Genomic DNA, 23988 nt, shown 5'->3' with positions numbered 1-23988 from the left:
AGACCAGAACCAGGCCTCAGGGACTGAGCCACCGCTTGCCCATCCGCAACCAACCATCAAGAGAAGACCACGTCACAGCGGGCACGGCAGGGGCTTGCTCCACAAAACGCAGCAAGGGCGCGCCATGGCCGGCCAAACGCCCACACTCGGCCACCGCCGCGTAAAAGCCGCCCACCACATCCGCCAGCCCCAAGGCGACGGCCTCCGCCCCATTGAACACCTGCCCGGCCGCCAAACGGCTCATCCCCTCCGGACTCAAGGCCGGCCGGCATGCCAGGATGGTTGTCATGAACTGCCGCCCGTTTTTCTGCACCAGCTCATGCAAGGCCTGCTCCGCCTCCGGGGCCAGATCGGCACAATGACTGAACATGTCTTTCAAATCATTGCTGGCATAAGCGGTGTAGCGCACACCAAGTTTCGACAACAGCGCCGACGGGGACAGCAAACGCACTATCGCCCCCGCCCCGCCCAAGGTGGCGCTGGGCGTGACCACCACTCGGTCCGCCGCCAACGCGGGCAGCAGCCCCGCCGACAATGCCGTCTCCATCACCAAGGCGACAATAGGCAAACCCAACTCCTCTCGGCATAGATTCACCGCTTCAATCATGGCCTCCGCACTACCAGCCGCGCCGCCATTGGAAGAGACGCGCAGCAATACCGCGCAGGCCGCCGGCTTGCGGGTCGGCAGTTCACGCAGACGCAGGGCGAAGTCCAGCGCGCTGGCCTCGGTAATCGGCCCGGCAATGGAAAAAACATAAATACAAGACGGTCGACGCGGCCATATCACGACATGATCTCCATCCGGATCGCCGGAAACGCCAGCACGGTTCCAATGCACACATCTGTTGTTACATGAGCGACAAAGGCAGCAGCCAATCCCCCACTCCAGACTCTAAGCCCTCCCAAGGCCAAGCCGTACAACAAGGTCAAGCCCACGCCCAGCAGGCCATTTGGCACCCCACCGGCGTAATGCGCGGCGGAAAAGGCCAGCGCCTGCACGACCAAGATAATAGGCAAGGGCAAGGCGGCCTCAGCCAAACCGCCCTGCACCATGCCGCGATAAATGACCTCCTCCATCCAGCTGTTCAGCAATGCAAACCCCAGAATCACCGCCAGCAAGGCCATCACCGGCCAAGCCGGCATCAGCCCGGCCTGCACCCGCAAATCCGGAGCGAACCAACGCATCCACAGCAGCAAAACGCCACTGCTGATCAAGCCCACCAGCACCCCCAGCGCGGCATGTTTCGCCCGCAAGCGCCCCATGCGCATGACCTCCAGCACACGCGGCCGGTCCCGGCGCCAAAACACCAGCAACGTGACCAGAATCGGCAACAGCATGATCAGCGGCCAGACTTGCCACTCCAACAGCAGCATGCGGTTGAGCAACCATGCCGACACCAGCACCAACACCATGCACGCCAAGGGCTGCGCCCGCCGCCATACGCGCCATCCACACCAAGCCGCCAGCAACACCGGCCCCCATAACACCGCCCCGCTGCTCAACTGCGCCCAGGCCAGCGCGGCTATCAGGCCTAGCAGCCCAACACTCTCGCGGCTACGTGGCAACGGCAGACTCATATCGAGCCTTCTTCCGCCGCGGCCTCCGCAAGCTTGCGCTGCAATAGCGCCTCAAAATCCAGCAGAGTGTGCAACTGGCCGGCCTCCTCATCGGAAATCTCGACCTGAAACGCTTTTTCCAACTCAAACAGCACATCGGACAACGACAGGGAATCCAGCCCCAGGCTATCCACATCCGGCGCGGCAAGAACGGCCTCCACCGGCAACTCCGCCGCCTCAGCCAGAATGGCCGCCACTTTTTCACGCAGTTCCATATTCGCCTCCATCGGCAAGAGCCTGTTCTATCTCCTGCGCCAAGCGCCAACGTTCCGCTACCGCATGCCAAGCGGTGTATTGCTCGGGATAGCGGGCAATCAACGCGCCGATCGTGCCATCAATGCGGCAGGCCAGCTCGGCCAGTTCCTCGCCCGAGGACTGAGCCGGCACGGAAAGACGCAAATGGCTGGTGGTACGAAACACACCCTCCTCCCTCACCACGCTGAGCAAAACCAAATCCACCTCCAGCCGCTTGGCTATTTCCAAAATGCTCAATGGAAACATCGCCGCCTTGCCACAAAGCCGCGAACCCACCATGCGCACGGTTTCCGTGGGCATGCTGTCCACCCGCATCGCCACGGAATACCCCTGACGCACCGCCCTGGCAATCTGCCTCGCCACCAATGGCTGGTCAGCGACAATCCCCTCTATTTGCTGCCCAGTCATGAGGGATAAGGATTGATAGAAACCAATCTCCTGTAGAGGCTCTAAAGCACAGCGTGGCTGCACCACCGCTATTTTTCTGGCATGGGCAGATTGCTGCCGCACCGGCAACAGCATGCCAAAGTAGTGCAGCGCGAATGAAACCACTAGATAAATGACGGGCTTTTCCGGAGACGCCCCCTCAGGGGTCTGAATATCCACATGCGTATGCTTGCGCCCCCAGCGCAGTAATTGATCTCCAGGCAGCCGGCAAAGAGTGGAAAAAACAAGGGTGTTTCTAGCGTGGTTGATCTGAGTTTTCCAATATATCTGCCAAGCTCGAAAATACGAGACCTTCATCACATGGGAAATGGCGGACAATGTTGAGCTCACCTTGCCCGTATTCGCCAACGCCTTTAAGGTCCAGATACTGCCCACTAACACAGCCAGCACCATTTGCATTGAATACGGCCACCTGCCGCCCAGCCAAGCCCAACGGGGAATGAGCCCCATCAAATCTGAAAAACTCACGCCAACAGGAAGACCATGACTTGATGGCACAGGCGATATCGCATTTGTATTTTTCACTATTTAACCCCTGACTAAAACGAAGCCAGATAAAAAGTGAGCCCTTATCTAAAGGGCCCACTCCATTTACCACGGGATTAATTGGCAATAATCAAACATGTTGCCGAAGATTGGACAGGGGTAACGGCGGACTTGGACACCAAAACCACTTTTCCACCAATCAACACCTTTACGGCAGGCGGTTTAGCCGGGCTTGCTGGTTTGCTTAATGGCATGAGTGCTCTCCAAATAAAAAGCGTTGAAATCAACAAACCTGCTAGAAGCGCAGGCAATCAGCACTCTGCGCCCACATTTCTCCAAGTGTCAATTCAACACCTCCCTCAAAATCTCCCTCACCCATAAAGTTTAAATAAAGCCACCCACACCATTAGAAAAATTCATCTCCAAATAAAATTTTATAATTCCAACACGGACCAAAAATACCAACAACATGGAAAATAAAATTTAACTCAGCAAAAACAAGCTATTGCATAATAGCGCTGAAGCACAGCACTTATTAAGGGAATAGCCTGCCAGCTTAATCTGACCGGCCACAAAAAATACCAATATCATTCAACTATCTGCCGCAAGCCTATCGCCATAATCCCATCCCCTGCATGGCTTAATCGCAAGAGTTATGATGGTGGGAAAATGCAACACGGCCAAAACCTAGACTTATCCAACCATGCAGAAAACGCGAACACTGCCGCTTTAATCTCCTCAATCCACATGCCCTCACCTTGACGCCCCTGTCTTCCCCCCTTACTCTGCCCATGCGCTGCGCCAAATAACGCAGCCATGGGCTGGGAGGCCCGTTTTGAACACGCTAGCAAGCCGCATGGCTGCGACTTGCTACGTCCATGCGTCTGCCACAACCGGGCGGGCGCATGGCATTGAGCCCTCCGGGGCTGCCGTACGTGTTCCGGTCCTCCCACTTTGTCATGCGCCTGCCCACGCCTCCCATGCGTGCCGCGCAGGCTTCCTTAAGCAAATGTTTGTGGAGGCCATAATGAATATATTGAATATCCACCAAGCCAATCCCGACCCCAACGCCTTGGCGGAAGCCATCACCGCCAACGCCACCCCCGTCCTGCAACAACTGCAAGACCTGCTGACAGCGCTGCGCGTCAACGCCCAAGGCCGGCCGGAACTGGAAACACTGAGCCAACAACTGGACCAGCGCTACCTGGACGTGGACGAAAGCATCACCCGCGGCACCATGCACCTCCACTACGCCAACCAAAGCCTGCACGCACTGCTGACCCTGCTGCAAAGCTGCCCGGAAGACAGCACGCTGAACTGTGACCAAATCGTGACCCTGCTGGAACCCGTGCGGCAAGAACTACAAACCAGCCACAGACTAATTGGCTCGGTGATGTAGATGTGGAAACGCCGCAGCGGAGCTGCGGCGTTTCCATGCTCATGCTTGGACCACGCGGGCTTGCCCCACGCACCATGATGAAAACATAGTCTAGCCATTCCTTATTGCTTAAAGGGGGGAGACGACCATGGCCCTACGCGCCATCATCCGGGAAGGAGACACCACCTCGCACGGCGGCACAGTGCTAGGATATTTTTCAACTCTGTTTGTTTATGGCAAATACGCCTCCGGCGTCGGCCACCAGGGTTATTGCCCCAAATGTAAGAAAGAATTCCTTATCCTGCCTGGCCCCCGCACTTTCAACTACCTTGGCCACGATGTGGCGGTGGAAGGCATGCAAACCTCATGCGGTGCCACTCTGATCGCCTCACAATTCAAGTTCACCCTTAACACTCAACCAGGCCCAGTTAAATATTTGCCAGGCCCATTAAGCGCCTTGATTCAAACCCAGGATGCCAACGTAGCTTGCCACGCGCAAATTCGCTTTCTTACCGCAGATAACCAGCCTGTGGCCAATACCACCTACAAGCTAACACTGGCAGACGGCTCAACGGAGGCAGGCAAAACCGATGCAGATGGCCATACCCACCGCATTACAACAGATTACGAAGTCGCCATCACCAGCGCTGAGTTTTATCCGGACTGGTTTTATGGCTGTGAGTGTCAGGCGGAGCGTCTGGCAAGCCACGGAGGCCGCTCACCTTCACCCACGATGAAAGTCACACTCACCAAACTGCATACCAAAGAACAAGGTTCAGACTCACCTCCCATCCAACACACCTTGCCACAGGCAAGCAGCACCCGAGACCTGACCCCTGGCGAGATTGCAATGGCGCAAATCCTATTCAAAGATGCGATTGATTACAGCAAAGTCAAAATTCATCGTGGCGGCTTGTTTGGCCAACCCAACCGTTCCCAAAACGCCATGACGCCAAGAGGCGAAATCCACTTCCCGGACCAATACTTCAAAGCGGATTACTCCGCAGAGGATGCCCCTACCCTCATGTGGTTCATTCACGAAATGGTTCATGTCTGGCAATACCAATTGGGGTACAACCTGATCTGGAATGGCTTCAAAATCGGCTTGAAAGGTGGCTATGATGCCAACGCAAAAGCCTACTATTACGACCTCAAAGGTGCGGACGCCGGCAAGCCGTTGCATCAGTTCAATATGGAGCAACAAGGCCAACTGATTGCCAACTATTTCGGTGCGGCTGAACTGGGAATGGGAAAATACCAAGAAGAACTTCAGGAGTTGAGAAGGGTATTGAAAGACTTTTTGGTCCAACCCAAAGACCCTACGCTGCTACCGTACACTACAGAGTTCACCAAGCCATGAAACCTACTCTATGGAGTGGCATGCTGCTGGCCACAAGCATCAGCACCACCCAAGCTACCAGTCCTCGGCCTTACGACTTTGACGCTCAAGCGTTGATCGTCAACAACGTCCCCTGCTTCTATATCACTAACCCGAAAGCAGATCGTCCTTATGCTGGCACCGAGATATTGGTGTACGAAAAGCAAGCAGGAAGGCTAAACAAGATATGGCAAGTTTGGCTCAAAGGCCGTGCCCGACCCGTCTCACCGGAAAGCTGTGTTCCATATGGAGAGGCCAGCACAAACCCAGCCCCTCTACGCCTGAACCAGCTTTACCATGTGGTGATAGATGCGGGGTTTCCACAAGTGATGGAGTTTTGCCTGAATAACAGTGAGGGCTATCTTATTCTAACTAAAAATACTAACAAGACTTGCACTCAATAGCTGAGAACATATTAGTAAAAACCATCTACCAGACAAAAATATGGAGACATCTGTTTTTCAAATCATATGAACCCCAAAAGCCACCCCAAAAATGACCACAAAAATACCAAGGGCAATAAACGCCCGCTCCACATCCATTACGTAAGTGTTTGAGCATGAAAAAAGCCAAGCTAAGCGGCTTGGCTATTTCGTTCTTGGTTCCGGTCTGGTCGCAGCTACATCCAACTACGTGACCCCTTAAGGCAATAACGGCAGCCCCAACTCCTTGAGGAAGGCATTGTGCTTGGCCTTGGCCTTAGCAATCTCTTTCTCGATATCGCCCAGTGTCTGATTCACCTCATCTAGTTCGATTTCTTTTTCAGCGACTGCCGTGCTGATGTAGCGGGAGATATTCAGGTTGAAATCGTTCTTCTCGATCTCGGCCATTTCTACCCGGCGTGAGTAACGCGCTTCCTCCTCGCGGAACTGGTAGGTCTTGATGATCTTGGCGATGTGCGTCTTGCTCAGCTGATTCTGGCGCTTACCTTTGTCGAAGTGCTCCGGTCCACTCGCGTTGATGAAAAGCACGTCGTCGGGCTTCTTGCACTTTTTCAGCACCAGGATGCAGACCGGAATGCCGGTTGAATAGAACAGATTGGCAGGTAGGCCGATGACGGTGTCGATGTGCCCGTCCTTGAGCAGCTTGGTGCGAATGCGTTCTTCCGCTCCACCCCGGAATAGCACCCCGTGCGGCAGGATGATGGCCATCACGCCTTCGTCTTTGAGGTAGTGGAAGCCATGCAGCAGGAAGGCGAAGTCGGCCGCGGACTTGGGCGCTAGGCCATGGCTCTTGAACCTCACATCATCGGCCAGCGCGTCGGTCGGTTCCCAGCGGTAGCTGAAGGGTGGATTGGCGACGATGGTGTCAAAGCTAGGCCTCTTGGCCGGGTTCTGCTCGCGCAGCATATCCCACTCGTTGAGCAGGGTGTCACCGTGGAAAATCTCGAACTCCGTGTCCTTCACCCCGTGCAGCAGCATGTTCATGCGTGCCAGGTTATAGGTGGTGATGTTCTTTTCCTGGCCAAAGATCTTGCCGATAGTGCCGCCTGCCTTGGCCACCTTCTTGCGCACATTGAGCAATAGTGAGCCGGAGCCGCAGGCAAAGTCCATCACGCTTTCCAGCCGCTTCTTGGTACCGGTTTTCGGTTCCTGGCTGTCCAGTGTGACAATGGCGGACAAAATGTCGGAAATCTGCTGCGGGGTGTAGAACTCGCCCGCTTTCTTGCCAGACCCGGCGGCAAACTGGCCAATCAGGTATTCATAGGCATCGCCCAATGCGTCGATATCGGTGGAAAACTCCGCCAGCCCTTCGGCGATCTTCTGGATGATGGTGCAGAGTTTGACATTGCGGTCGGGGTAGCTTTTGCCGAGCTTGGGGGAGGTTAGATCGATCTCGGAGAACAGCCCTTGGAAGGTGCTCTCGAAGGATTCAGTCTCGATGTATTTGAAACCCAATTGCAGCGTACTCAACAGAAACGAGTCCTGCATGCGGGCCTGGTTGGCGATGCTGCTCCACAGATGTTCGGGCTTGATGACGTAATGCACCTTGCGGCGCATCTGCTTCTCGAAGTCGGGAACATCCCCCTCATTAGCGGCATACCAGAGTGCCAGCGGTACCTCGCGCGCATCCTCATCCACTTCCGGATAGTCCCTTCCCAGCTCCTTCTTCGCCGCCGTCTCGTAGTTGTCGGAGAGGTAGCGCAGGAAGAGGAAGGACAGCATGTAGTCGCGGAAGTCGTCCGCATCCATCGCCCCGCGTAGTTGGTCGGCGATGCTCCAAAGGGTGTTGCCCAGTGCTTTTTGGTTTTGTTCGGTCATGGTGTGTTTTGGTCGTGTTCGTTGTATGGGCGCGGAGGATGGCGGCGTGCCGGTTCCTGGATAGCCTTGATGTCTATGTGGAGGCGGGCCTGTTCGCTCATGGCTTTGCCCGCCTTTTCAAGGTGTTCTCCAGCGCCTTTAGATCGGCTTCGTCCTGCTGGTCGGCGGCAATGGCTTCCTGCCGTTTGCGGCCCTGGTCAAACTGGAGATACAGCTCGCCCGTACACACTTCCATTTGCTCATGGCTAATGGTGCCGGCGTGGGTGAGCAGCGGAAAGCCGTTAGAGGTGATGATCTGATCCACGTTCTGCTTCCAGAAGGCCATGCGCGTCTCTTGCTTGCTCTTGGCCCGCAGTTCGGCGGTTTCCAGGAAGATGACCACTAGCCGGTTCAGGGTGTCGATCTCGTCCTCGGTCAGGTAGTTCTTGGCTACCACAATGTCTGCCTTGCGTACCTTGTTGCCCTTCCAGGCGAGCAGGCCGAAATTCGGATCGGCCGCATTGGCGCGGGCGGTGATCAGTTCGGCTGCGGTCTTTTGCGTCACGGCATAGATCAACAGGTTCTGCACGGTGGCAAAGAAAACCTGCGTGGCCTTGTCCGTCTTGTCGTAGTCGCTACAGAGCGTAAACAGGTCACGCACTTTCTGATAAAAGCGCTTCTCGGAGGCCCGGATGTCCCGGATGCGCGCCAGCATCTCGTCGAAGTAGTCCGGGCGGCCGTCTGGGTTCTTCAGCCTCTCGTCGTCCATCACGAAGCCCTTGACCAGGTACTCCTTCAGAACGGTTGAAGCCCAGCGGCGGAACTGTACTCCACGCGGTGAACGCACGCGGTAGCCGACAGCGAGAATGGCATCGAGCTTGTAGAGCTTGGTCAGGTAGTTCTTGCCATCGACAGCAGTTACCGAGGATTCCTCGATAACTGAAGACGCCTCCAGCTCACCGTCTGCAAAGATGTTCTTGAGGTGCAGCCCCACATTGTCCGTACTTACGTCGAAAAGCTGGGCCATTTCACGCTGCGTCAGCCAAACCGTTTGGTTCTTCGTCCGCAGCTGAATCTGGCTGCGACCGTCTTCGGTGGTATAGAGAATGAGATCGGTCATGCCATTACAACCGCTTCGGCTGCCGTAGGTGACGCTGCCTCCGGTGCAGGCGTGTGGAGAACGAACTGATACTTTTCCTTCAGTCCGGTGAAAATTTTCTCAAAAGTCTCCAGTGAATCGGCGTTAAGTTCATCCGATTCGAAGTAATAAACCTTCTTATGAGATAGGGTGTTGACGATGCGGGCAATTTCATCTACATCATCGATTCCAATTTGATTGAGGACATAACCAAACTGACTCACGCCAAGGAACGACGCCACATTTTCCAGAATCTGACGAAGCAGCGCGAAGTGATATGCTTTCACTTCACCAGCCACATACGCCTGATCCAAAACTTGAAGAAGGCGGAGGTGGTATAGGAAGACATCATTCCGGCAGTTCTCCAATGAGATTTGGCCATTCTTTAAGGTGAGAGTGCAAAATCGTGCTTTATTCTTGAATTTCGATGCCTTCTCACCCTTCGCCAGCCAGTCTGACAATATTGAAAAAAAACCTATGTGATGAGTTGTGACGATGAACTTTCGCTCTTCATAGTGTTCTTCAATCAAGTCAAATAGAGTGGACGCTGTAATGAAAATATTGTGGTCATCCAGGCTCGAGACTGGATCATCAATGAAGAAATGAGACGATTGCTCGTCTGCCCATCCTTCGACTTCAAAAAGGGCGAGGAAAAAGCACCAGACAAAAATCCTCTCTTCACCTCGGGATATCTTCCGTGGAATTTTTGAAATAATGTTCCGGTCATCTGGGTCAGCGACTTCATCAAAGAACAGCACAGACCTGATCCCATCCTCCGGGTTATCATAAGGAATGAATTCAAAACGGTAATCTGGTCGAAATCTAAAAAGTTTATCCCGGATATTATCCTCTGAAAGCGAGTTGTGAAAACGATTCAAGCTGCTCTTCCGAATATCCAGTTGGACGTTGACCTCACCATTTTCAGAATCGTTGTCCCAGATAAAAAGGTCTTCGCTATAGGCGTTGTAATAGACCCCTGTATGTGTGCCGTCCTCGTCCTTGGTGGCATCCTTGTAGGCAACAGACAGCCTCGTTTTTCCGGTTGCGTTGAATGCGTAGATGAGCGTGATTCGCTCTTTAGCACCAGCAAGTTCATTGGCGATTAATTCATGGCTCATTTCGCCTCCTCTGGGAAGGGGAACAACTGCTGCATCAGCCCTTTCTTGTGGGTCTTGAGGGCTTCTACCTTTTGGGCTTCGGCGGTGATGAGCGCGTCGAGGCTTCTCAGGCAGGAGGCGATGCGTTGTTGTTCGTTGAGGGATGTCACGGGAATCAGAAATCCGGCAATCTTTGCGAGAGTAATTCGTGTGATGGCCTGTCCGGCCATGGATTCAGTAATGAGTGATTGAACTGCGTCAGAGAGAATCGACTGAAACAGAAACTCTTGGCTCAGCTTATTCGGATCGCCACGAAGCACGGCAACGCTTGAGAGTAGCGAAAAATCAAAATCGAGATTATTGAGAGCACAGTTTCCCGTATTTGCACCGTCTTTAGTTAACAGTACATCGTGAGGCTTGACAGGGCACTTACGGAAAATATCGGCGTGTTCCTCTTCCGAAATGTAAGATAGGTTGGACAGATCAATTCTTCCATCTTTTATATTTTTCGAGGTGAGGTACGGGCGCGGCCCCTCTTTTGATTTAGGCGAGAAATGTGTGCCGTCCATGATTCGAGTGCACAAGTTTCCCAGCGGTGTTCTTATCCACGCGCCAGCATTTATGAATTCGGGGAGGCGGAGGCGGGGTTGGGTTTCACCTTCGCGGGGGAAAAGCTGCTGCATCAGCCCTTTTTTATGGGTCTTGAGCGCGTCCACTTTCCGCGCTTGCGCGGCGATCAGCTCGTCTACCGAACTCAAGCACTCGGCGATTTTTTGTTGCTCGGCACGTTCACTTGGAAGCGACAGTGCCAAATTTTTCATTGAGCTTGCATATAAATGGAAAACTGTTGAGCCAGATACAAGCTGAAGAACTTGACGTTCAAGATGCCTAATGTATCGGGCAAGGAATTCACCGTTTATAGAATGCTTATTTGTCCGAATTACGAGTATATCCCCACCGAGAATCACATTTTCAACGTTAAGGCAGCATGCCTTTGCCAGCCCACTTGGAGTAACATCCGAGGTTGGCATTAACACATCGTTCTCTAACGATAAAAATACATCTTCTTCTAGTTTTGTGCGACTCCTTACGACATCAATAACTTCTGGGTATACCGTGAAAAGCTCGCCGTAATGGATGCAAGGTCTCTCGCCATCAGGAATAAGTGCACTTTTCGGTAGCCCTTTACCTTTGAAGAAAATTGCAACGCTGCCCAAGCGCTGCGGCGGCCATCCATTAGCTCCCCGAAACTCCGGAAACCGCAGCTTGGGCACCAACGCGGGCTTTGTTTCTTCCGTCGTCGCGGCGGTTTTGTTCTTACTGCTCATACGCACTGAGTCCTGAAATATCGCGGCCAGCGGCGCGTTGGGTGAGTAGGGGGTGGAGGTCTTCCATCAGGGCCAGTTCTGCCTGAGTGCGGGCTTTCCAGCCCAGCTCCAGCGGGGCCATCAGGTCGCCCAGTTGCTCGCCGTCGAAAATCATGCGGTCGAGGATGTTATCCACAAAGGCTTGCAGGGCGGCGGTGGCAAGGCCGTGCTTGGCGGCGATGGCGGCGAGTTGCTGAGCGTTCTTCTCGGTCTTGAAGCGGGTATAGCCATCTTCGATGGCGGCCAAGGAGAGACCCTCGCCGGCCTGGAGCGTTGCGATGTATGCGGCGATGTCGTCGCGCTCGTTGATGAACTTGGCATCGGCGCTGATGACGCCGATGAGTTCCTCGCGGCTCATCTTGGCCTTGCCCGGCTCTTTGGCCGAGTAGTTGGCGAGCAGGCCCATGATGTAGTCGTAATCAATGACTGCTGAAGCGAAGAGAACGAACTCGAAGTCGAGTTGGTCCACCGGGTCTTCGGTGGAGTCATTCTTACCGCTGGCCTTGCTCTGCTGATCTTTAAGCCGCTTGGCGGTTTCCAGATACTGGCCCTTGAAGCCGCGCAGGTTGTCATTGGGCAGTACCTGCTCGATGGTGGCTTTGTTGTCTTCGCTGAGATCGGTGTACTGGTCAAGCTGGGTTTTGAGGCGCTGCACTTCCTTGAAGTGCGTCACGAAGGCGGCGCGGGCCGCGTCGCCCTTCAGGTTTGCCACCTCGGAAGGGATGCAGGCCAAGCCCTGGGACTTCATAAAGTCATCCAGCTTTTGCACAGCGGTTTCCAGCTTCTGGATGACGATGGGCGCTTTGTCCACCAGCCAGATTTCCCGCGCCTGAGCGGCGGTCTTCTCTCCGCTGAAAAGCGCAATGGCGGCATCGACAGACGCCTGCTGCTGGCGGAAGTCGAGGATGTTGCCGTAGGGCTTGCTGCCGTTAAGCACGCGGTTGGTGCGAGAGAAGGCCTGGATCAATCCATGGTGTTTGAGGTTCTTGTCCACGTAGAGCGTGTTCAGGAACTTGGAGTCGAAGCCCGTGAGCAGCATGTCCACCACGATGGTGATGTCGATCTTTTGCGTGGCCGGGTAGTCGCTGTTTGGCCACTGCTGGTCCTTGATACGCTTTTGCACATCCTGATAGTAGAGGTCGAACTCGCTCAAGCGGTGGTTGGTGCCATAGCGGGCGTTGTAGTCAGCGACGATGGATTCAAGCGCCTGCTTTTTCTTCTCCGGCTCTACCTTGTTGTCCTCTTGCTCCTGCTGCAGGTCACTAGAAAGCTGCTGGATGTCCTTCTTCGCCTCTTCGTTCTCCGCGAGCTCAGCGGGCGGGGAGAAGACGCAGGCTATATTCAGCGGCTTGAAGTCAGGATCAGCGGCCTGTTTGTCCGCCTGCATGGTCTTGAACAGCGCGTGGTATTCGATGGCGTCGTTGATAGATGCGGTGGCGAGGACGGCATTGAAGCGACGTCCTCCGGTAGCCGCATCGTGCTTGGCAAAGATGGCCTCGATGATGGCCTTCTTGGCAATGGCCTCGCCGGGCTTGGGCGGCTTTTTGCCTTCGGGCTTGAAGTAATCGATGTGGAAGCGCAGGACGTTGCCGTCTTCGATGGCGTGGGTGATGGTGTAGGCGTGGAGCTGCTTATGGAAAAGCTCTTCGGTGGTCTGATACGAGGCCACCTCACCATCGATTTTTATACGAGTGGCGTTGCCTTTTTCTCCACCAAATATCGGCGTGCCGGTGAAGCCGAACAGCTGCGCTTTCGGGAAGAACGCTTTGATGGCCTGGTGGTTGTCGCCAAACTGCGAACGGTGGCATTCGTCAAAGATGAAGACAATGCGTTTATCTTGCAGCGCTTCGAGCTGCTCCTTGTAGGTGGCCTGGCCGTTCTTGCTGCGCTGCTTGTTGCGCTTGCTGTTTTCGTCCAGCGCCAGGCCCAGCTTCTGGATGGTGGTGACGATGACCTTGTCCGCGTAGTCCTCTGACAGCAAGCGGCGCACCAGGGCGGCGGTGTTGGTGTTTTCTTCGACGCAACCTTCTTGGAACCGGTTGAATTCCTCCCGCGTCTGGCGGTCGAGGTCTTTGCGGTCTACGACGAACACACACTTGTAAATGTGCTCGTTTTCCTTCAGCAGCGTGGAGGCCTTGAAGGAGGTGAGCGTCTTGCCACTACCCGTGGTATGCCAGATGAAGCCATTGCCATTGTCTTCGTCGATACATTTGATAATGTGCTGCACGGCATAGACCTGATAGGGTCGCATGACCATCAGCTTCTGCTCGCCCGCGAGCAGCACCATGTAGCGGCTGATGGTGCGGCCAAGGTCGCACTTTTTCAGGAAGTGCTCGGCAAACTCGTCGAGTTGGGTGATCTTGCGGTTGTCTTCACCGGCAAACTCATAGATGGGCAAAAAGCGCTCGTCGGCATTGAAAGCGAAGTGACGGGCGTTGTTATTGGCGAAGTAGTAGCTGCGATCGCGGTTGCTGACGATGAAGAGCTGCATGAAGCAGAGCAGTGTCTTGCTGTAGCCGTTGCCGGGGTCGTTCTTGTATTCGACGATCTGCTCCATGGCCCGGCGCGGATGGACGCCCAGGGTTTTCAGCTCGATCTGCACACAGGGCACACCGTTGATGAGCAGGATCACGTCGTAGCGGTGGTGGCTGTTGTCGGTGTTGATGCGCAGCTGGTGGATGACCTCGAAGTGGTTTTTGCACCAGTCCTTGATGTTCACCAGCGTGTAGTTCAGTGGCGTGCCGTCATCGCGGGTGAAGGCATTGATACCGCGTAGGGTCTTGGCTGCGGTGAAGACATCCGGGGTGACTATTTCGTCATGTAGCCGTTTGAACTCGGCGTCCGTGAGGCGGACGCGGTTCAGCGCTTCGAATTTTTTGCGGAAATTGTCCTCAAGCGCAGCGCGATCATTTATGTCTGATCGCACGGTGTACTTGAGCTCACTGAGCTTGGCGATGAAATCATGCTCGATCTGACGTTCATGCGTGTTCATTATGTCTATTTCTGTGCTCAATATTCGTGAATTCTATAGATTCCGCTACGACCTGACACCACTAGATGCCACCAATACTGCGGCTCAGCATCAGTAAAAATGGCCCCCAAACTTGGAGGCCATTCTTCTCACAGCGCAGGCTGTGTTAGAAATCCCAAAAATCTAGCTCTTCGTGGGATCCTACACCTCACACATCAATATTCCGCGCAATCAAGGCATTACCCTCGATGAAGTTCCGGCGCGGTTCCACTTCGTCGCCCATCAGGGTGGTGAACACGTCGTCCGCGCTCATCACGTCTTCAATGCGCACTTTCAGCAGGCGGCGCACGGTGGGGTCCATGGTGGTTTCCCACAGCTGTTCCGGGTTCATCTCGCCCAGGCCCTTGTAGCGCTGGATGTTCATGCCCTTCTTCACTTCCGCCAGCAGCCAGTCCAGCGCTTCGCCAAACTCCGCCACCGGTTTCACGGTTTCGCCGCGTTTGACGTGGGCGCCTTCGCGCAGCAGGCCGCTGAGCATGTCGCCGGTTTTCTTCATTTCCGCGTAGTCGCCGGATTCCAGGAAGTCCTGGTCCATCACCGTCACCATCACGTTGCCGTGCAGTTTGCGGATGATCTTGATCAGGTGGCCGTCGTTCTTTTCATCGCGCAGCAGTTCCAGTTCAATGGCTTCCACCGGCAGCAGCGCGCTCAGTTTGGCCAGCGCGGCGTCCGCTTCTTGCTGGCTGCTGAGGGACAGCGGGCCGCTCTTGAGCATGGCTTCCAGCACCAGCGGATCAATCACGCGGCTTTCGCGTTCAATCACGGAGCGGGTCAGCAGGAACTGACGGGCAATTTCGCCCAGGGTGTCGCCGGACAATGCGGCGGCGCCTTCGGCCGGGATCAGTTCGGCTTTTTCCAGCGCCAGTTGCAGCAGGAACTGGTTGAGCTCGGTGTCGTCCTTGAGGTAGCGCTCTTGCTTGCCCACTTTGGCCTTGTACAGCGGCGGCTGGGCGATGTAGATGTGGCCGCGTTCCACCAGTTCGTTCATTTGGCGGTAGAAGAAGGTGAGCAGCAGGGTGCGGATGTGCGCACCGTCCACGTCGGCATCGGTCATGATGATGATGCGGTGGTAGCGCAGTTTGTCCGGGTTGTACTCGTCCTTGCCAATGCCGCAGCCCATGGCGGTGATCAGGGTGGCCACTTCCTGGCTTTGCAGCATTTTGTCGAAGCGGGCGCGTTCCACGTTCAGGATCTTGCCCTTCAGCGGCAGGATGGCCTGGAATTTGCGGTCGCGGCCTTGTTTGGCGGAGCCGCCGGCGGAGTCACCCTCCACCAGGTACAGTTCGCACAGCTTGGGGTCTTTTTCCTGGCAGTCCGCCAGTTTGCCGGGCAGGCCCAGGCCGTCCATGATGCCTTTGCGGCGGGTGATTTCGCGGGCCTTGCGCGCGGCTTCGCGGGCGCGGGCGGCTTCCACGATCTTGCCGCAGATGATCTTGGCGTCGGCCGGGTTTTCCAGCAGGTAGCTCTTCAGCGCTTCGCTGATGATTTCGTTGACCACCGGGCCAATTTCGCTGGAAACCAGCTTGTCCTTGGTCTGGCTGGAGAACTTGGGGTCCGGCAGTTTGACGGAGAGCACGCAGGTCAGGCCTTCGCGCATGTCGTCGCCGGTGGTGTCCACCTTGGCTTTTTTGGCGACTTCGCTCTCTTCAATGTATTGGTTCAGCGTACGGGTCATCACCTGGCGCAGCGCGGTCATGTGGGTGCCGCCGTCGCGCTGGGGGATGTTGTTGGTGAAGCACTGGACGCTTTCCTGGTAGGAGTCGTTCCACTGCATCGCCACTTCCACGGTCATGCCTTCTTTTTCGCCCAGGCCGTAGAAGGTTTTAGGGTGGAGCACGTTCTTGTTGCGGTTCATGTATTCCACGAAACCCGCCACGCCGCCGGAGAAGGCGAAGTTTTCTTCCTTGCCGCTGCGCTTGTCTATCAGGTTGATGCCCACGCCCTGGTTCAGGAAGGACAGTTCGCGGATACGCTTGGCCAGGATGTCAAAGTGAAATTCCACCAGGCCGAAGGTTTCTTCGCTGGCGCGGAAGGTGACTTCGGTGCCGCGGTGGTTGGTGTGGCCGGTAACAGTGAGCGGGGCCACGGCGTCGCCGCGACGGAATTCCATTTCATGGACTTTGCCGTCGCGCCAGATTTTCAGGCGCAGCCAATCGGACAGCGCGTTCACCACGGAAACGCCCACGCCGTGCAGGCCGCCGGAGATTTTGTAGCTGTTGCTGTCGAATTTGCCGCCGGCGTGCAGGATGGTCATGATCACTTCCGCCGCCGATCGCCCCTCTTCCGGGTGGATGTCGGTGGGGATGCCCCGGCCGTTGTCTTCCACGGTGATGGAGTTGTCGGGGTTGATGATGACCTTGATGGTGTCGGCATGGCCGGCCAGCGCTTCGTCAATGGCGTTGTCCAGCACTTCAAACACCATGTGGTGCAAGCCGGTGCCGTCCGAGGTGTCGCCAATATACATGCCGGGGCGTTTGCGTACGGCATCCAATCCTTTGAGGACTTTGATGCTATCCGCGCCGTATTCCTGTTCGCTCATCTGCTGCTTTCTATATGGAGAGGGGCCGAGCGGTCCGGGAGTGACTCCTGGCGCCGCGCGGCCGGCCTCTGCCGGTCAATCTGAAAATCCGTTTGCCGGGGCGGGGGCGGGGCCTCCGCCGCCGGCGGGCTGCCGGGTGGCGGCCGGCGTCAAATCCGCATGGGCATGACGATATACTTGAAGTTGCTAACGTCCGGTATGGTGACCAGGGTGCTGCGGTTGGAGTCGCCAAAGGCCATTTGCAGGGTGTCCGCCGGCAGGTTGGTCAGCACGTCCATCAGGTAGTTGATGTTGAAGCCGATTTCCAGCTCGCCGCCCTGGTAGGCAATTTCCAGTTCTTCTTCCGCTTCTTCCTGCTCGCTATTGGTGCAGAGAATGGACATGGAGCCGGGCTTGAGCACCAGGCGCACGCCGCGGAATTTCTCGTTGGCCAGAATGGCGGCGCGCTGCAAGGCGTGCAGGAATTCCAGGCGTTCGATCAGGAAGATCTTGTCGTTGTCCAGCGGGATGACGCGGTTGTAGTCCGGGAACTTGCCGTCCACCACTTTGCTGATGATGACGGTGGAGCCGAAGCTGAAGCGCACCTGGTTGGCCAGCACTTCGATGTTGATCGGGTCGTCGATGTCCTGCAGCAGCTTGTAGAGCTCGATGATGGTCTTGCGCGGCAGGATCACTTCGGACTTGGGCAGGTTGGCTTCCACGTCAGCGCAGGCAAAGGCCAGGCGGTGGCCGTCGGTGGCCACCAGGCGTACTTGGTTGCCGTCGGTCTGCATCAACAGGCCGTTCAGGTAGTAGCGGATGTCCTGCACCGCCATCGCGTATTGCACCTGGGAGATCAGGCGCTTGAGTTCGCGCTGGCTCAGGCTAAAGCTGGAGTCGCTGGCGCTGCCCACGGACAAGAGCGGGAAGTCGTCTGCCGGCAGGGTTTGCAGGTTGAAGCGGCTCTTGCCGGCTTTCAGGGTCAGGCGGCCGCCGTCCAGTTGTTCCAGGGTCACGGTGGCGTTGCCCGGGATGGCGCGCAGGATGTCCTGCAGCTTTTTGGCGGAGGTGGTCAGGCGGAAGTCTTCGCCCGGCAATTCGTCGCTGCTGGCGGTGGTGATCTGGATTTCCAGGTCCGTGGCCAGGAAGCCCACTTGTCCGCCCTTTTTCTCTATCAGCACATTGGACAGGATGGGCAGGGTGTGACGACGCTCGACAATGCCGGTGACTGCCAGCAGTGGCTTGAGCAGGGCATCGCGTTCGGCTTGCAGGATCAGCATGGGGCGGGCTCCCGTTGGGTGTTTGTGAGTCGGTTCAAGTTAGGCTTCATGGTCTTAGTTACGCAGCATGGCCAGCAGCGTGTCGTAATCGTGAGCGATATCGGCGTCGTTGCCGCGCATTTCGGCAATGGTCTTGCAGGCGTGCAGCACGGTGGTGTGGTCGCGACCGCCAAAGGCGTCGCCGATATTGGGCAGGGACAACTGGGTCAGTTCCTTGGCCAGCGCCATCGCCACCTGGCGCGGGCGGGCGATGTCGCGGCTGCGCTTTTTGCTGTGCATGTCGGACAGCTTGATCTTGTAGTACTCGGCCACGGTTTTCTGGATGGCGTCCACGGTCACCTGGCGGTTGCCGGCGGCCAGGATGTCCTTGAGCGCTTCCTTGACCAGTTCCAGCGAGATGTTCTGATTGGTGAAGCGGGCGTAGGCCACTACGCGTTTGAGCGCGCCTTCCAGTTCGCGCACGTTGGAGCGCACGTTCTGGGCAATGAAGAAGGCCACGTTGTGGTCCAGCTTGATGCTGTCGGCCTCGGCCTTTTTCATCAAGATGGCCACGCGCATTTCCAGCTCCGGCGGCTGGATTTCCACGGTCAGGCCCCAGGAGAAGCGGGAGATCAGCCGCTCTTCCATGCCTTCTATCTGCTTGGGGTAGCTGTCGCAGGTCATGATGACCTGCTTGCCGCCCTCGATCAGCGCGTTGAAGGCGTAGAAGAATTCTTCCTGGGTGCGGTTCTTGCCGGCGAAGAACTGAATGTCGTCGATCAGCAGCAAGTCCAGCGAGTGGTAGTAGCGCTTGAATTCGTCAAAGGCCTTGTGCTGGTAGGCGCGCATGATGTCGGCCACATAGCGTTCGGCGTGGATGTAGCGGATCTTGGCTTGCGGGTTCTTTTGGAACACGTGGTTGCCGATGGCCTGGATCAAGTGGGTCTTACCCAGGCCCACGCCGCCGTAGACGAACAGCGGGTTGTAGGCCTGGTCGCCCGGGTTTTCCGCAATTTGCATGGCCGCGGCGCGCGCCAGCTGGTTGCCCTTGCCGGTCACCAGGGTGTCGAAGGTGAACGAGGGGTTGAGCCGGGTACTTTCGTGGCTGCCGCCAATGGCTTTGACCGCGGCCTGTTTGGCCTGGGACGGCGCGCTGGGCGCCTGCACGCTGGGAGCGGGCTTGGCTTTGGCCGGCGCCATCGCGGGCGCGGCCAGCGGCCGGCCGGCGGGCGCGCCCAGGCGCAGCTCCACCAAGCATTCGCCCACCAGCTCCACCGCCAGCTCTTCAATGCGCGCCAGGAAGCGGTCCTTGATGAACTGCATGATGAAGCGGTTGGGCGCAAACAGCGCGATGCCCTCTTCCGTGGTTTCGGCCGATAGCGGCTTGATCCAGGTGTTGAACTGTTGCGAAGACAGTTCGGCCTCCAGGCGGGCCAGGCAGCCAGGCCAAAATTGATCCAGTTCGGTCATTACATATACGCAAGTAAAAGCGAAAAACCCGCTGTCGGCTGTACGGCCAAGCGGCGGGAGAAGCCGCCGCGCCCCGTACGCGGGGCGGACGACGTGTGTTCGGCATGATTCAAGGGCCGCGGCCCGCGCAGCGCCGGGCCGCAAGGCGGGCGATGCAGGGATGGGGCGGCCCCCGAGAACCGCTGGCAAAATTCCTGGATCGGCCCGCGCCGCGCTTGCGCGGGCGCGCGTTGCTCCAGTGGGTGGGGCTGAATTTTGGCAGTGCTTCTCTAGGGTTGGCGTTCCGCCCCGGCGCGCGTTCAATAATTGCGCAGCGAACTCGGAACGGTAAGCCTTGGCATTCTAACGGTTTTTCTCAAAGTTATCCACAGGTGCTTAGAAAATTCCTCATTGACAAACCGGCGTTTATCCTGTCAAATCACGCGTTTATTTCCGTTTCGAAACAGGAATTCCAATCATGAAGCGTACTTACCAGCCCTCCAATACCCGTCGTAAACGCACCCACGGCTTTCTGGTCCGCATGAAAAGCCGCGGCGGCCGCGCAGTGATCGCCGCCCGTCGTTCCAAAGGCCGCAAGCGTCTGGCCGTATAAGCCATTGTCGGCTTACCGCTTTCGCCGTGCGCACCGGCTATTAAAAACGGATGAGTTCTCATCCGTTTTTAGTTTGCGGATGTCGCGCAGCAACGCCACGTTCCAGGTATCAGCCCGACCCAATGAATTGGGGCACGCGCGGCTGGGCCTGGTGGTGGGCCGCAAGGTCCACAAGCGGGCCGTGCGTCGCAACTACATCAAGCGCACGGTGCGCGAATGGTTCCGCCTGAACCGGCAAACGCTGCCGGACATGGACTTCGTGGTCCGCGCCAAGGTGCCTTTTACTCGCGCCGAGCGAACTGAAGTGATCACGGCTTTGTCTTCTCTGTTTGCTAAACTGGCACGATGTCGCGCCTCTTCATCCTCCTGATCCGTTTTTACCAGCTGGCTATCAGCCCGTGGCTGGCACCGCGTTGCCGCTTCCAGCCCACCTGTTCCAGCTACGCGATCGAAGCGGTGAAAAAGCACGGCGCACTCAAGGGCGGCTGGCTGGCCGCCAGACGCATCGGACGTTGCCACCCCTGGGGCGGCAGCGGCTACGACCCAGTTCCCTGAACTTAAATCCGGTATCGAAAGATGGATTCCAAGCGCCTCATAATCTTCATCATGCTGTCCCTGGGCATCCTGCTAGGTTGGCAGGAGTTTTTCGCGCCCAAGCCGACGCCGCAGCAAGTCGCCGCGCAAAAGCAGGCCGCCACACAGCCGCAGGCCGCCAACGGCGCGTCCCACAACGCCCAGCCGGTGGATTCCAACAAACTGACTTCCGGCCAGCGCATCACGGTGAACACCGATGTGCTGAAGGCGGAGATCGACACCGTGGGCGGCGATCTGCGCCAGCTGACGCTGTTGAAGCACGATTCCGCCGTGGACAGCAAAAAGCCGCTTGATCTGCTGACGGACCGGAACGGCCGCGTCTATGTGGCGCAAACCGGCCTGGTGGCCGCCAGCAACCCGGCGCTGCCCACCCACAAAACCGTGTTCACCGCTGAAAAAACCAGCTACGAGCTCTCCGGCGACAAGCTGGAAGTGAAGCTGACCGCGCCGGAAGCCAACGGCGTGAAGGTAAGCAAGATCTACACCTTCACCAAGGGCAGCTACAAGATCGGCGTGCGTTACGACATCGCCAACGGCGGTGCCGCGCCGCTGGCCGCCACCGCTTACTACCGCCTGCTGCGCGACAGCCAAACGCCGGAAGGCGAAGGCCGCCTGGCCCACACCTTCACCGGCCCGGCGGTGTACACCTCGGAAAACAAATTCCAGAAGGTGAGCTTCGACGACCTGGCCAAGGGCAAGGGCGATTACGCCAAGACCGGCAGCGACGGCTGGGTGGCGATGATCCAGCACTACTTCATGTCCGCCTGGATCCTGAAGCCGCTGGACGGCGCCAGCGTGTGCAAGGACGACAAGTCCTGCCGCTTTGAGCTGAAGCAGAGCAACGGCCTGAACTCCGCCGCCGCGCTGGTGGATTACGCCACCATCGCCCCGGGTCAGAGCCTGAGCGTGTCCGTGCCGCTGTTCGCCGGCCCGGAAGAGTACGATGTGATCAGCAAGCTGGCCGACGGCATGGAATACGCCAAGGACTTCGGCATCTTCCACATCTTCGCCTCCCCGCTGTTCTGGCTGCTGACCAAGCTGCACCTGCTGGTGCAGAACTGGGGCTGGGCCATTGTGCTGCTGACCCTGACCGTCAAGGCCATCTTCTACCCACTGACCGCCGCGTCCTACCGCTCCATGGCCAAGATGAAGGCGCTGGCGCCGCGTCTTGAGCGCATGAAAGAGCAGTACGGCGACGACCGCATGAAATTCCAGCAGGCGGTGATGGAGATGTACAAATCCGAGAAGGTGAATCCGCTGGGCGGCTGCCTGCCCATGCTGATCCAGATCCCGGTGTTCATCGGCCTGTACTGGGCGCTGCTGGCTTCGGTTGAGCTGCGCCAGGCGCCGTGGATTCTGTGGTACACCGACTTGGCCCGCCCGGACCCGTACTATCTGCTGCCGGTGATCATGGCGGCCACCATGTTCCTGCAGACCTTCCTGAACCCGCCGCCGGCGGACCCGATGCAGGCCAAGATGATGAAGATCATGCCGGTGGCCTTCTCGGTGATGTTCTTCTTCTTCCCGTCCGGCCTGGTGCTGTACTACGTGGTCAACAACATCTTGTCGATGGCCCAGCAGTGGCAGATCAACAAGAGCATCGAGAAGAAAAACAAGGCCGCGCTGCAATCCTGATTGCCCCGCGCGCTCTGAACCCCAAACCCGGCCGCATGGCCGGGTTTTTTGCTGGATAATTGAAGCGTATTCGCCACGACGCCCCGCCGCGCGGGGGCCGCGGCCCAGATTCCAAGGAATGCCCATGAACCTCAGCTACACCTCCGCCACCATCTGCGCCATCGCCACCGCTCCCGGCCGCGGCGGCGTTGGCGTCATCCGCGTGTCCGGCAAGGATTTGCTGCCCTTCGCCGCCGCCGTCAGCGGCGGCAAAACGCCCAAGCCGCGCTATGCGCTGTACACCGACTTCGTCGACGCCCACGGCCAGCCGCTGGACAACGGCCTGCTGCTCTACTTCCCCGGCCCCAACAGCTTTACCGGCGAGGATGTCATCGAACTGCAAGGCCACGGCGGGCCGGTGGTGCTGAAAATGCTGCTGGCGCGCTGCGTGGAACTGGGCGCGCGGCTGGCGGAACCGGGCGAATTCACCAAACGCGCCTTCCTCAACGACAAGCTGGACCTGGCCCAGGCGGAAAGCGTGGCGGACTTGATCGACGCCAGCAGCGAAACCGCGGCCAAAAGCGCGCTTAAATCGCTGAAAGGCGCCTTTTCCAAGGAAATCCACGTGCTGGTGGACGAGCTGATCACCCTGCGCATGCTGGTGGAGGCGACGCTGGACTTCCCGGAAGAGGAAATCGATTTCCTCAAGCAGGCGGATGCGCTGGGCAAGCTTGAACGGCTGCGCGGCCGGCTGGTGCAGGTGCAGGCCACCGCCAAGCAGGGCGCCATCCTGCGCGAAGGCATGCACGTGGTGCTGGTGGGTCAGCCCAATGTCGGCAAATCCAGCCTGATGAACGCGCTGGCCGGCGACGACATCGCCATCGTGACGGACATCGCCGGCACCACCCGCGACACCGTGCGCGAGGAAATCGTCATCGACGGCGTGCCAGTGCACATCATCGACACCGCCGGCCTGCGCGACACCGACGATGTGGTGGAGAAGATAGGCATAGAACGCACCTGGCAGGCGGTGGAACGCGCGGACCTGGCCCTGGTGCTGGCGGACAGCCGCGACGGCCTCACCGGCGAGGTGCAGGCCATCCTGCAACGGCTGCCGGCCGCGCTGCCGCGCGTGCACGTATTCAACAAGGTGGACCTGTCCGGCGAAGCGCCGGGCCTGGCCGATGAAGAAGGCCACCCGCTGGTGCGCCTGTCCGCGCGCACCCACGCCGGCGTGGATCTGCTCAAGGCCAAGCTGCTGGAGATGATAGGTTATAGCGGCGGCGGCGAAGGCGTGTTCCTGGCGCGCCAGCGCCACCTGGACGCCATCCGCCGCGCCGCCGAACACCTGGAGCTGGCCCACGCGGACTGGGAGCAAGTGGAAATCTTCGCAGAGGAATTGCGCATGGCGCAAAACGCGCTGTCCGAGATCACCGGCGAATTCAGCGCCGACGATCTGCTGGGGGTGATTTTCAGCCGCTTCTGCATCGGCAAATAAGCCCTCCCC

At 57.6% G+C, this 23988-nt stretch carries 20 protein-coding genes; 8 read left to right on the top strand and 12 right to left on the bottom strand.

Annotation, left to right across the window (positions count from 1 at the left end; translation table 11 throughout):
* Positions 1 to 16: 16 nt before the first annotated feature.
* The 4 genes from HA052_RS07785 to HA052_RS07770 are packed head-to-tail and all read right to left on the bottom strand — an operon-like array spanning position 17 to position 2844.
* Positions 17 to 787, bottom strand: a complete 771-nt coding sequence (locus HA052_RS07785; RefSeq protein ID WP_166451487.1) for a S49 family peptidase — start codon at positions 785 to 787, stop codon at positions 17 to 19.
* On the bottom strand, positions 784 to 1578 hold the full coding sequence (locus HA052_RS07780; protein ID WP_166451486.1) for a CPBP family glutamic-type intramembrane protease: 795 nt from the start codon (positions 1576 to 1578) through the stop codon (positions 784 to 786). Before HA052_RS07780 ends, HA052_RS07785 begins: the two co-directional genes overlap by 4 nt.
* Positions 1575 to 1832 (bottom strand): phosphopantetheine-binding protein, encoded by a 258-nt coding sequence (locus HA052_RS07775; protein WP_166451485.1) that lies wholly within the window; start codon positions 1830 to 1832, stop codon positions 1575 to 1577. Before HA052_RS07775 ends, HA052_RS07780 begins: the two co-directional genes overlap by 4 nt.
* Positions 1819 to 2844, bottom strand: a complete 1026-nt coding sequence (locus HA052_RS07770) for a lysophospholipid acyltransferase family protein (RefSeq protein ID WP_166451484.1) — start codon at positions 2842 to 2844, stop codon at positions 1819 to 1821. The genes HA052_RS07775 and HA052_RS07770 overlap by 14 nt, the downstream gene beginning before the upstream one ends.
* Before the next feature lie 988 nt (positions 2845 to 3832).
* On the opposite strand from HA052_RS07770, the gene HA052_RS07765 reads away from it, so the two are divergent.
* The 3 genes from HA052_RS07765 to HA052_RS07755 all read left to right on the top strand — a co-directional run bounded on the left by HA052_RS07765 (position 3833) and on the right by HA052_RS07755 (position 5965).
* Positions 3833 to 4204, top strand: a complete 372-nt coding sequence (locus tag HA052_RS07765) for a DUF1484 family protein (protein WP_166451483.1) — start codon at positions 3833 to 3835, stop codon at positions 4202 to 4204.
* Positions 4205 to 4331: 127 nt separating this feature from the next.
* Positions 4332 to 5543: a PAAR domain-containing protein gene (locus tag HA052_RS07760; protein WP_166451482.1), complete on the top strand. Its 1212-nt coding sequence runs from the start codon at positions 4332 to 4334 to the stop codon at positions 5541 to 5543.
* 20 nt (positions 5544 to 5563) lie between these two features.
* Complete coding sequence (locus HA052_RS07755; RefSeq protein WP_166451481.1) at positions 5564 to 5965, top strand: hypothetical protein; 402 nt, start codon at positions 5564 to 5566, stop codon at positions 5963 to 5965.
* 237 nt (positions 5966 to 6202) lie between these two features.
* Here HA052_RS07755 and HA052_RS07750 read toward each other — a convergent pair whose 3' ends face one another.
* From HA052_RS07750 to dnaA, 8 genes are all read right to left on the bottom strand, one after another.
* Positions 6203 to 7822, bottom strand: a complete 1620-nt coding sequence (locus HA052_RS07750; protein WP_166451480.1) for a type I restriction-modification system subunit M — start codon at positions 7820 to 7822, stop codon at positions 6203 to 6205.
* Positions 7823 to 7919: 97 nt separating this feature from the next.
* Complete coding sequence (locus HA052_RS07745) at positions 7920 to 8921, bottom strand: virulence RhuM family protein (protein ID WP_166451479.1); 1002 nt, start codon at positions 8919 to 8921, stop codon at positions 7920 to 7922.
* Entirely contained in the window at positions 8918 to 10057 is a 1140-nt protein-coding gene (locus HA052_RS07740; RefSeq protein WP_166451478.1) for an AAA family ATPase, read from the bottom strand. The genes HA052_RS07745 and HA052_RS07740 overlap by 4 nt, the downstream gene beginning before the upstream one ends.
* Positions 10054 to 11364, bottom strand: coding sequence for a restriction endonuclease subunit S (locus HA052_RS07735; RefSeq protein WP_166451477.1), 1311 nt, complete (start codon positions 11362 to 11364; stop codon positions 10054 to 10056). Before HA052_RS07735 ends, HA052_RS07740 begins: the two co-directional genes overlap by 4 nt.
* Positions 11354 to 14395: a type I restriction endonuclease subunit R gene (locus HA052_RS07730; RefSeq protein ID WP_166451476.1), complete on the bottom strand. Its 3042-nt coding sequence runs from the start codon at positions 14393 to 14395 to the stop codon at positions 11354 to 11356. The genes HA052_RS07735 and HA052_RS07730 overlap by 11 nt, the downstream gene beginning before the upstream one ends.
* 187 nt (positions 14396 to 14582) lie before the next feature.
* On the bottom strand, positions 14583 to 16973 hold the full coding sequence (gyrB, locus tag HA052_RS07725) for a DNA topoisomerase (ATP-hydrolyzing) subunit B (protein WP_166451475.1): 2391 nt from the start codon (positions 16971 to 16973) through the stop codon (positions 14583 to 14585).
* A gap of 149 nt (positions 16974 to 17122) precedes the next feature.
* Positions 17123 to 18232 carry a DNA polymerase III subunit beta gene (gene dnaN / locus HA052_RS07720; RefSeq protein WP_081548756.1) on the bottom strand — a complete coding sequence of 370 codons (1110 nt, stop codon included), beginning with the start codon at positions 18230 to 18232 and terminating at the stop codon, positions 17123 to 17125.
* A gap of 54 nt (positions 18233 to 18286) precedes the next feature.
* Positions 18287 to 19681, bottom strand: a complete 1395-nt coding sequence (gene dnaA, locus HA052_RS07715; protein WP_166451474.1) for a chromosomal replication initiator protein DnaA — start codon at positions 19679 to 19681, stop codon at positions 18287 to 18289.
* 457 nt (positions 19682 to 20138) lie between these two features.
* Here dnaA and rpmH point away from each other — a divergent pair, with 457 nt between their 5' ends.
* From rpmH to mnmE, 5 genes are all read left to right on the top strand, one after another.
* A complete protein-coding gene (gene rpmH / locus HA052_RS07710) occupies positions 20139 to 20273 on the top strand; it encodes a 50S ribosomal protein L34 (RefSeq protein ID WP_019100333.1) in 135 nt (44 codons plus the stop codon).
* Between the two features lie 4 nt (positions 20274 to 20277).
* A complete protein-coding gene (gene rnpA, locus HA052_RS07705; RefSeq protein ID WP_039753648.1) occupies positions 20278 to 20643 on the top strand; it encodes a ribonuclease P protein component in 366 nt (121 codons plus the stop codon).
* Entirely contained in the window at positions 20619 to 20828 is a 210-nt protein-coding gene (yidD, locus tag HA052_RS07700; RefSeq protein WP_043639818.1) for a membrane protein insertion efficiency factor YidD, read from the top strand. Before rnpA ends, yidD begins: the two co-directional genes overlap by 25 nt.
* 21 nt (positions 20829 to 20849) lie before the next feature.
* Positions 20850 to 22502, top strand: a complete 1653-nt coding sequence (gene yidC / locus HA052_RS07695; RefSeq protein ID WP_081548752.1) for a membrane protein insertase YidC — start codon at positions 20850 to 20852, stop codon at positions 22500 to 22502.
* 124 nt (positions 22503 to 22626) lie between these two features.
* On the top strand, positions 22627 to 23979 hold the full coding sequence (gene mnmE, locus HA052_RS07690; protein ID WP_166451473.1) for a tRNA uridine-5-carboxymethylaminomethyl(34) synthesis GTPase MnmE: 1353 nt from the start codon (positions 22627 to 22629) through the stop codon (positions 23977 to 23979).
* Positions 23980 to 23988 lie beyond the last annotated feature (9 nt).

Source organism: Chromobacterium fluminis (assembly GCF_011602385.1).
GTDB classification, from domain to species: Bacteria; Pseudomonadota; Gammaproteobacteria; order Burkholderiales; family Chromobacteriaceae; genus Chromobacterium; species Chromobacterium fluminis.
Note: the sequence above shows the minus strand (reverse complement) of the source record. Positions and strands in the feature narration are given on the sequence as shown.

What these genes read in the sequence shown, in the direction of transcription:
- HA052_RS07780 (WP_166451486.1), bottom strand. Translation starts at nt 1,578, where the DNA reads ATGAGTCTGCCGTTGCCACGTAGCCGCGAGAGTGTTGGGCTGCTAGGC.
- HA052_RS07775 (WP_166451485.1), bottom strand. Translation starts at nt 1,832, where the DNA reads ATGGAACTGCGTGAAAAAGTGGCGGCCATTCTGGCTGAGGCGGCGGAG.
- HA052_RS07765 (WP_166451483.1), top strand. Translation starts at nt 3,833, where the DNA reads ATGAATATATTGAATATCCACCAAGCCAATCCCGACCCCAACGCCTTG.
- HA052_RS07760 (WP_166451482.1), top strand. Translation starts at nt 4,332, where the DNA reads ATGGCCCTACGCGCCATCATCCGGGAAGGAGACACCACCTCGCACGGC.
- HA052_RS07755 (WP_166451481.1), top strand. Translation starts at nt 5,564, where the DNA reads ATGCTGCTGGCCACAAGCATCAGCACCACCCAAGCTACCAGTCCTCGG.
- HA052_RS07750 (WP_166451480.1), bottom strand. Translation starts at nt 7,822, where the DNA reads ATGACCGAACAAAACCAAAAAGCACTGGGCAACACCCTTTGGAGCATC.
- HA052_RS07745 (WP_166451479.1), bottom strand. Translation starts at nt 8,921, where the DNA reads ATGACCGATCTCATTCTCTATACCACCGAAGACGGTCGCAGCCAGATT.
- HA052_RS07740 (WP_166451478.1), bottom strand. Translation starts at nt 10,057, where the DNA reads ATGAGCCATGAATTAATCGCCAATGAACTTGCTGGTGCTAAAGAGCGA.
- HA052_RS07735 (WP_166451477.1), bottom strand. Translation starts at nt 11,364, where the DNA reads ATGAGCAGTAAGAACAAAACCGCCGCGACGACGGAAGAAACAAAGCCC.
- HA052_RS07730 (WP_166451476.1), bottom strand. Translation starts at nt 14,395, where the DNA reads ATGAACACGCATGAACGTCAGATCGAGCATGATTTCATCGCCAAGCTC.
- gyrB (WP_166451475.1), bottom strand. Translation starts at nt 16,973, where the DNA reads ATGAGCGAACAGGAATACGGCGCGGATAGCATCAAAGTCCTCAAAGGA.
- dnaN (WP_081548756.1), bottom strand. Translation starts at nt 18,232, where the DNA reads ATGCTGATCCTGCAAGCCGAACGCGATGCCCTGCTCAAGCCACTGCTG.
- dnaA (WP_166451474.1), bottom strand. Translation starts at nt 19,681, where the DNA reads ATGACCGAACTGGATCAATTTTGGCCTGGCTGCCTGGCCCGCCTGGAG.
- rpmH (WP_019100333.1), top strand. Translation starts at nt 20,139, where the DNA reads ATGAAGCGTACTTACCAGCCCTCCAATACCCGTCGTAAACGCACCCAC.
- yidD (WP_043639818.1), top strand. Translation starts at nt 20,619, where the DNA reads ATGTCGCGCCTCTTCATCCTCCTGATCCGTTTTTACCAGCTGGCTATC.
- yidC (WP_081548752.1), top strand. Translation starts at nt 20,850, where the DNA reads ATGGATTCCAAGCGCCTCATAATCTTCATCATGCTGTCCCTGGGCATC.
- mnmE (WP_166451473.1), top strand. Translation starts at nt 22,627, where the DNA reads ATGAACCTCAGCTACACCTCCGCCACCATCTGCGCCATCGCCACCGCT.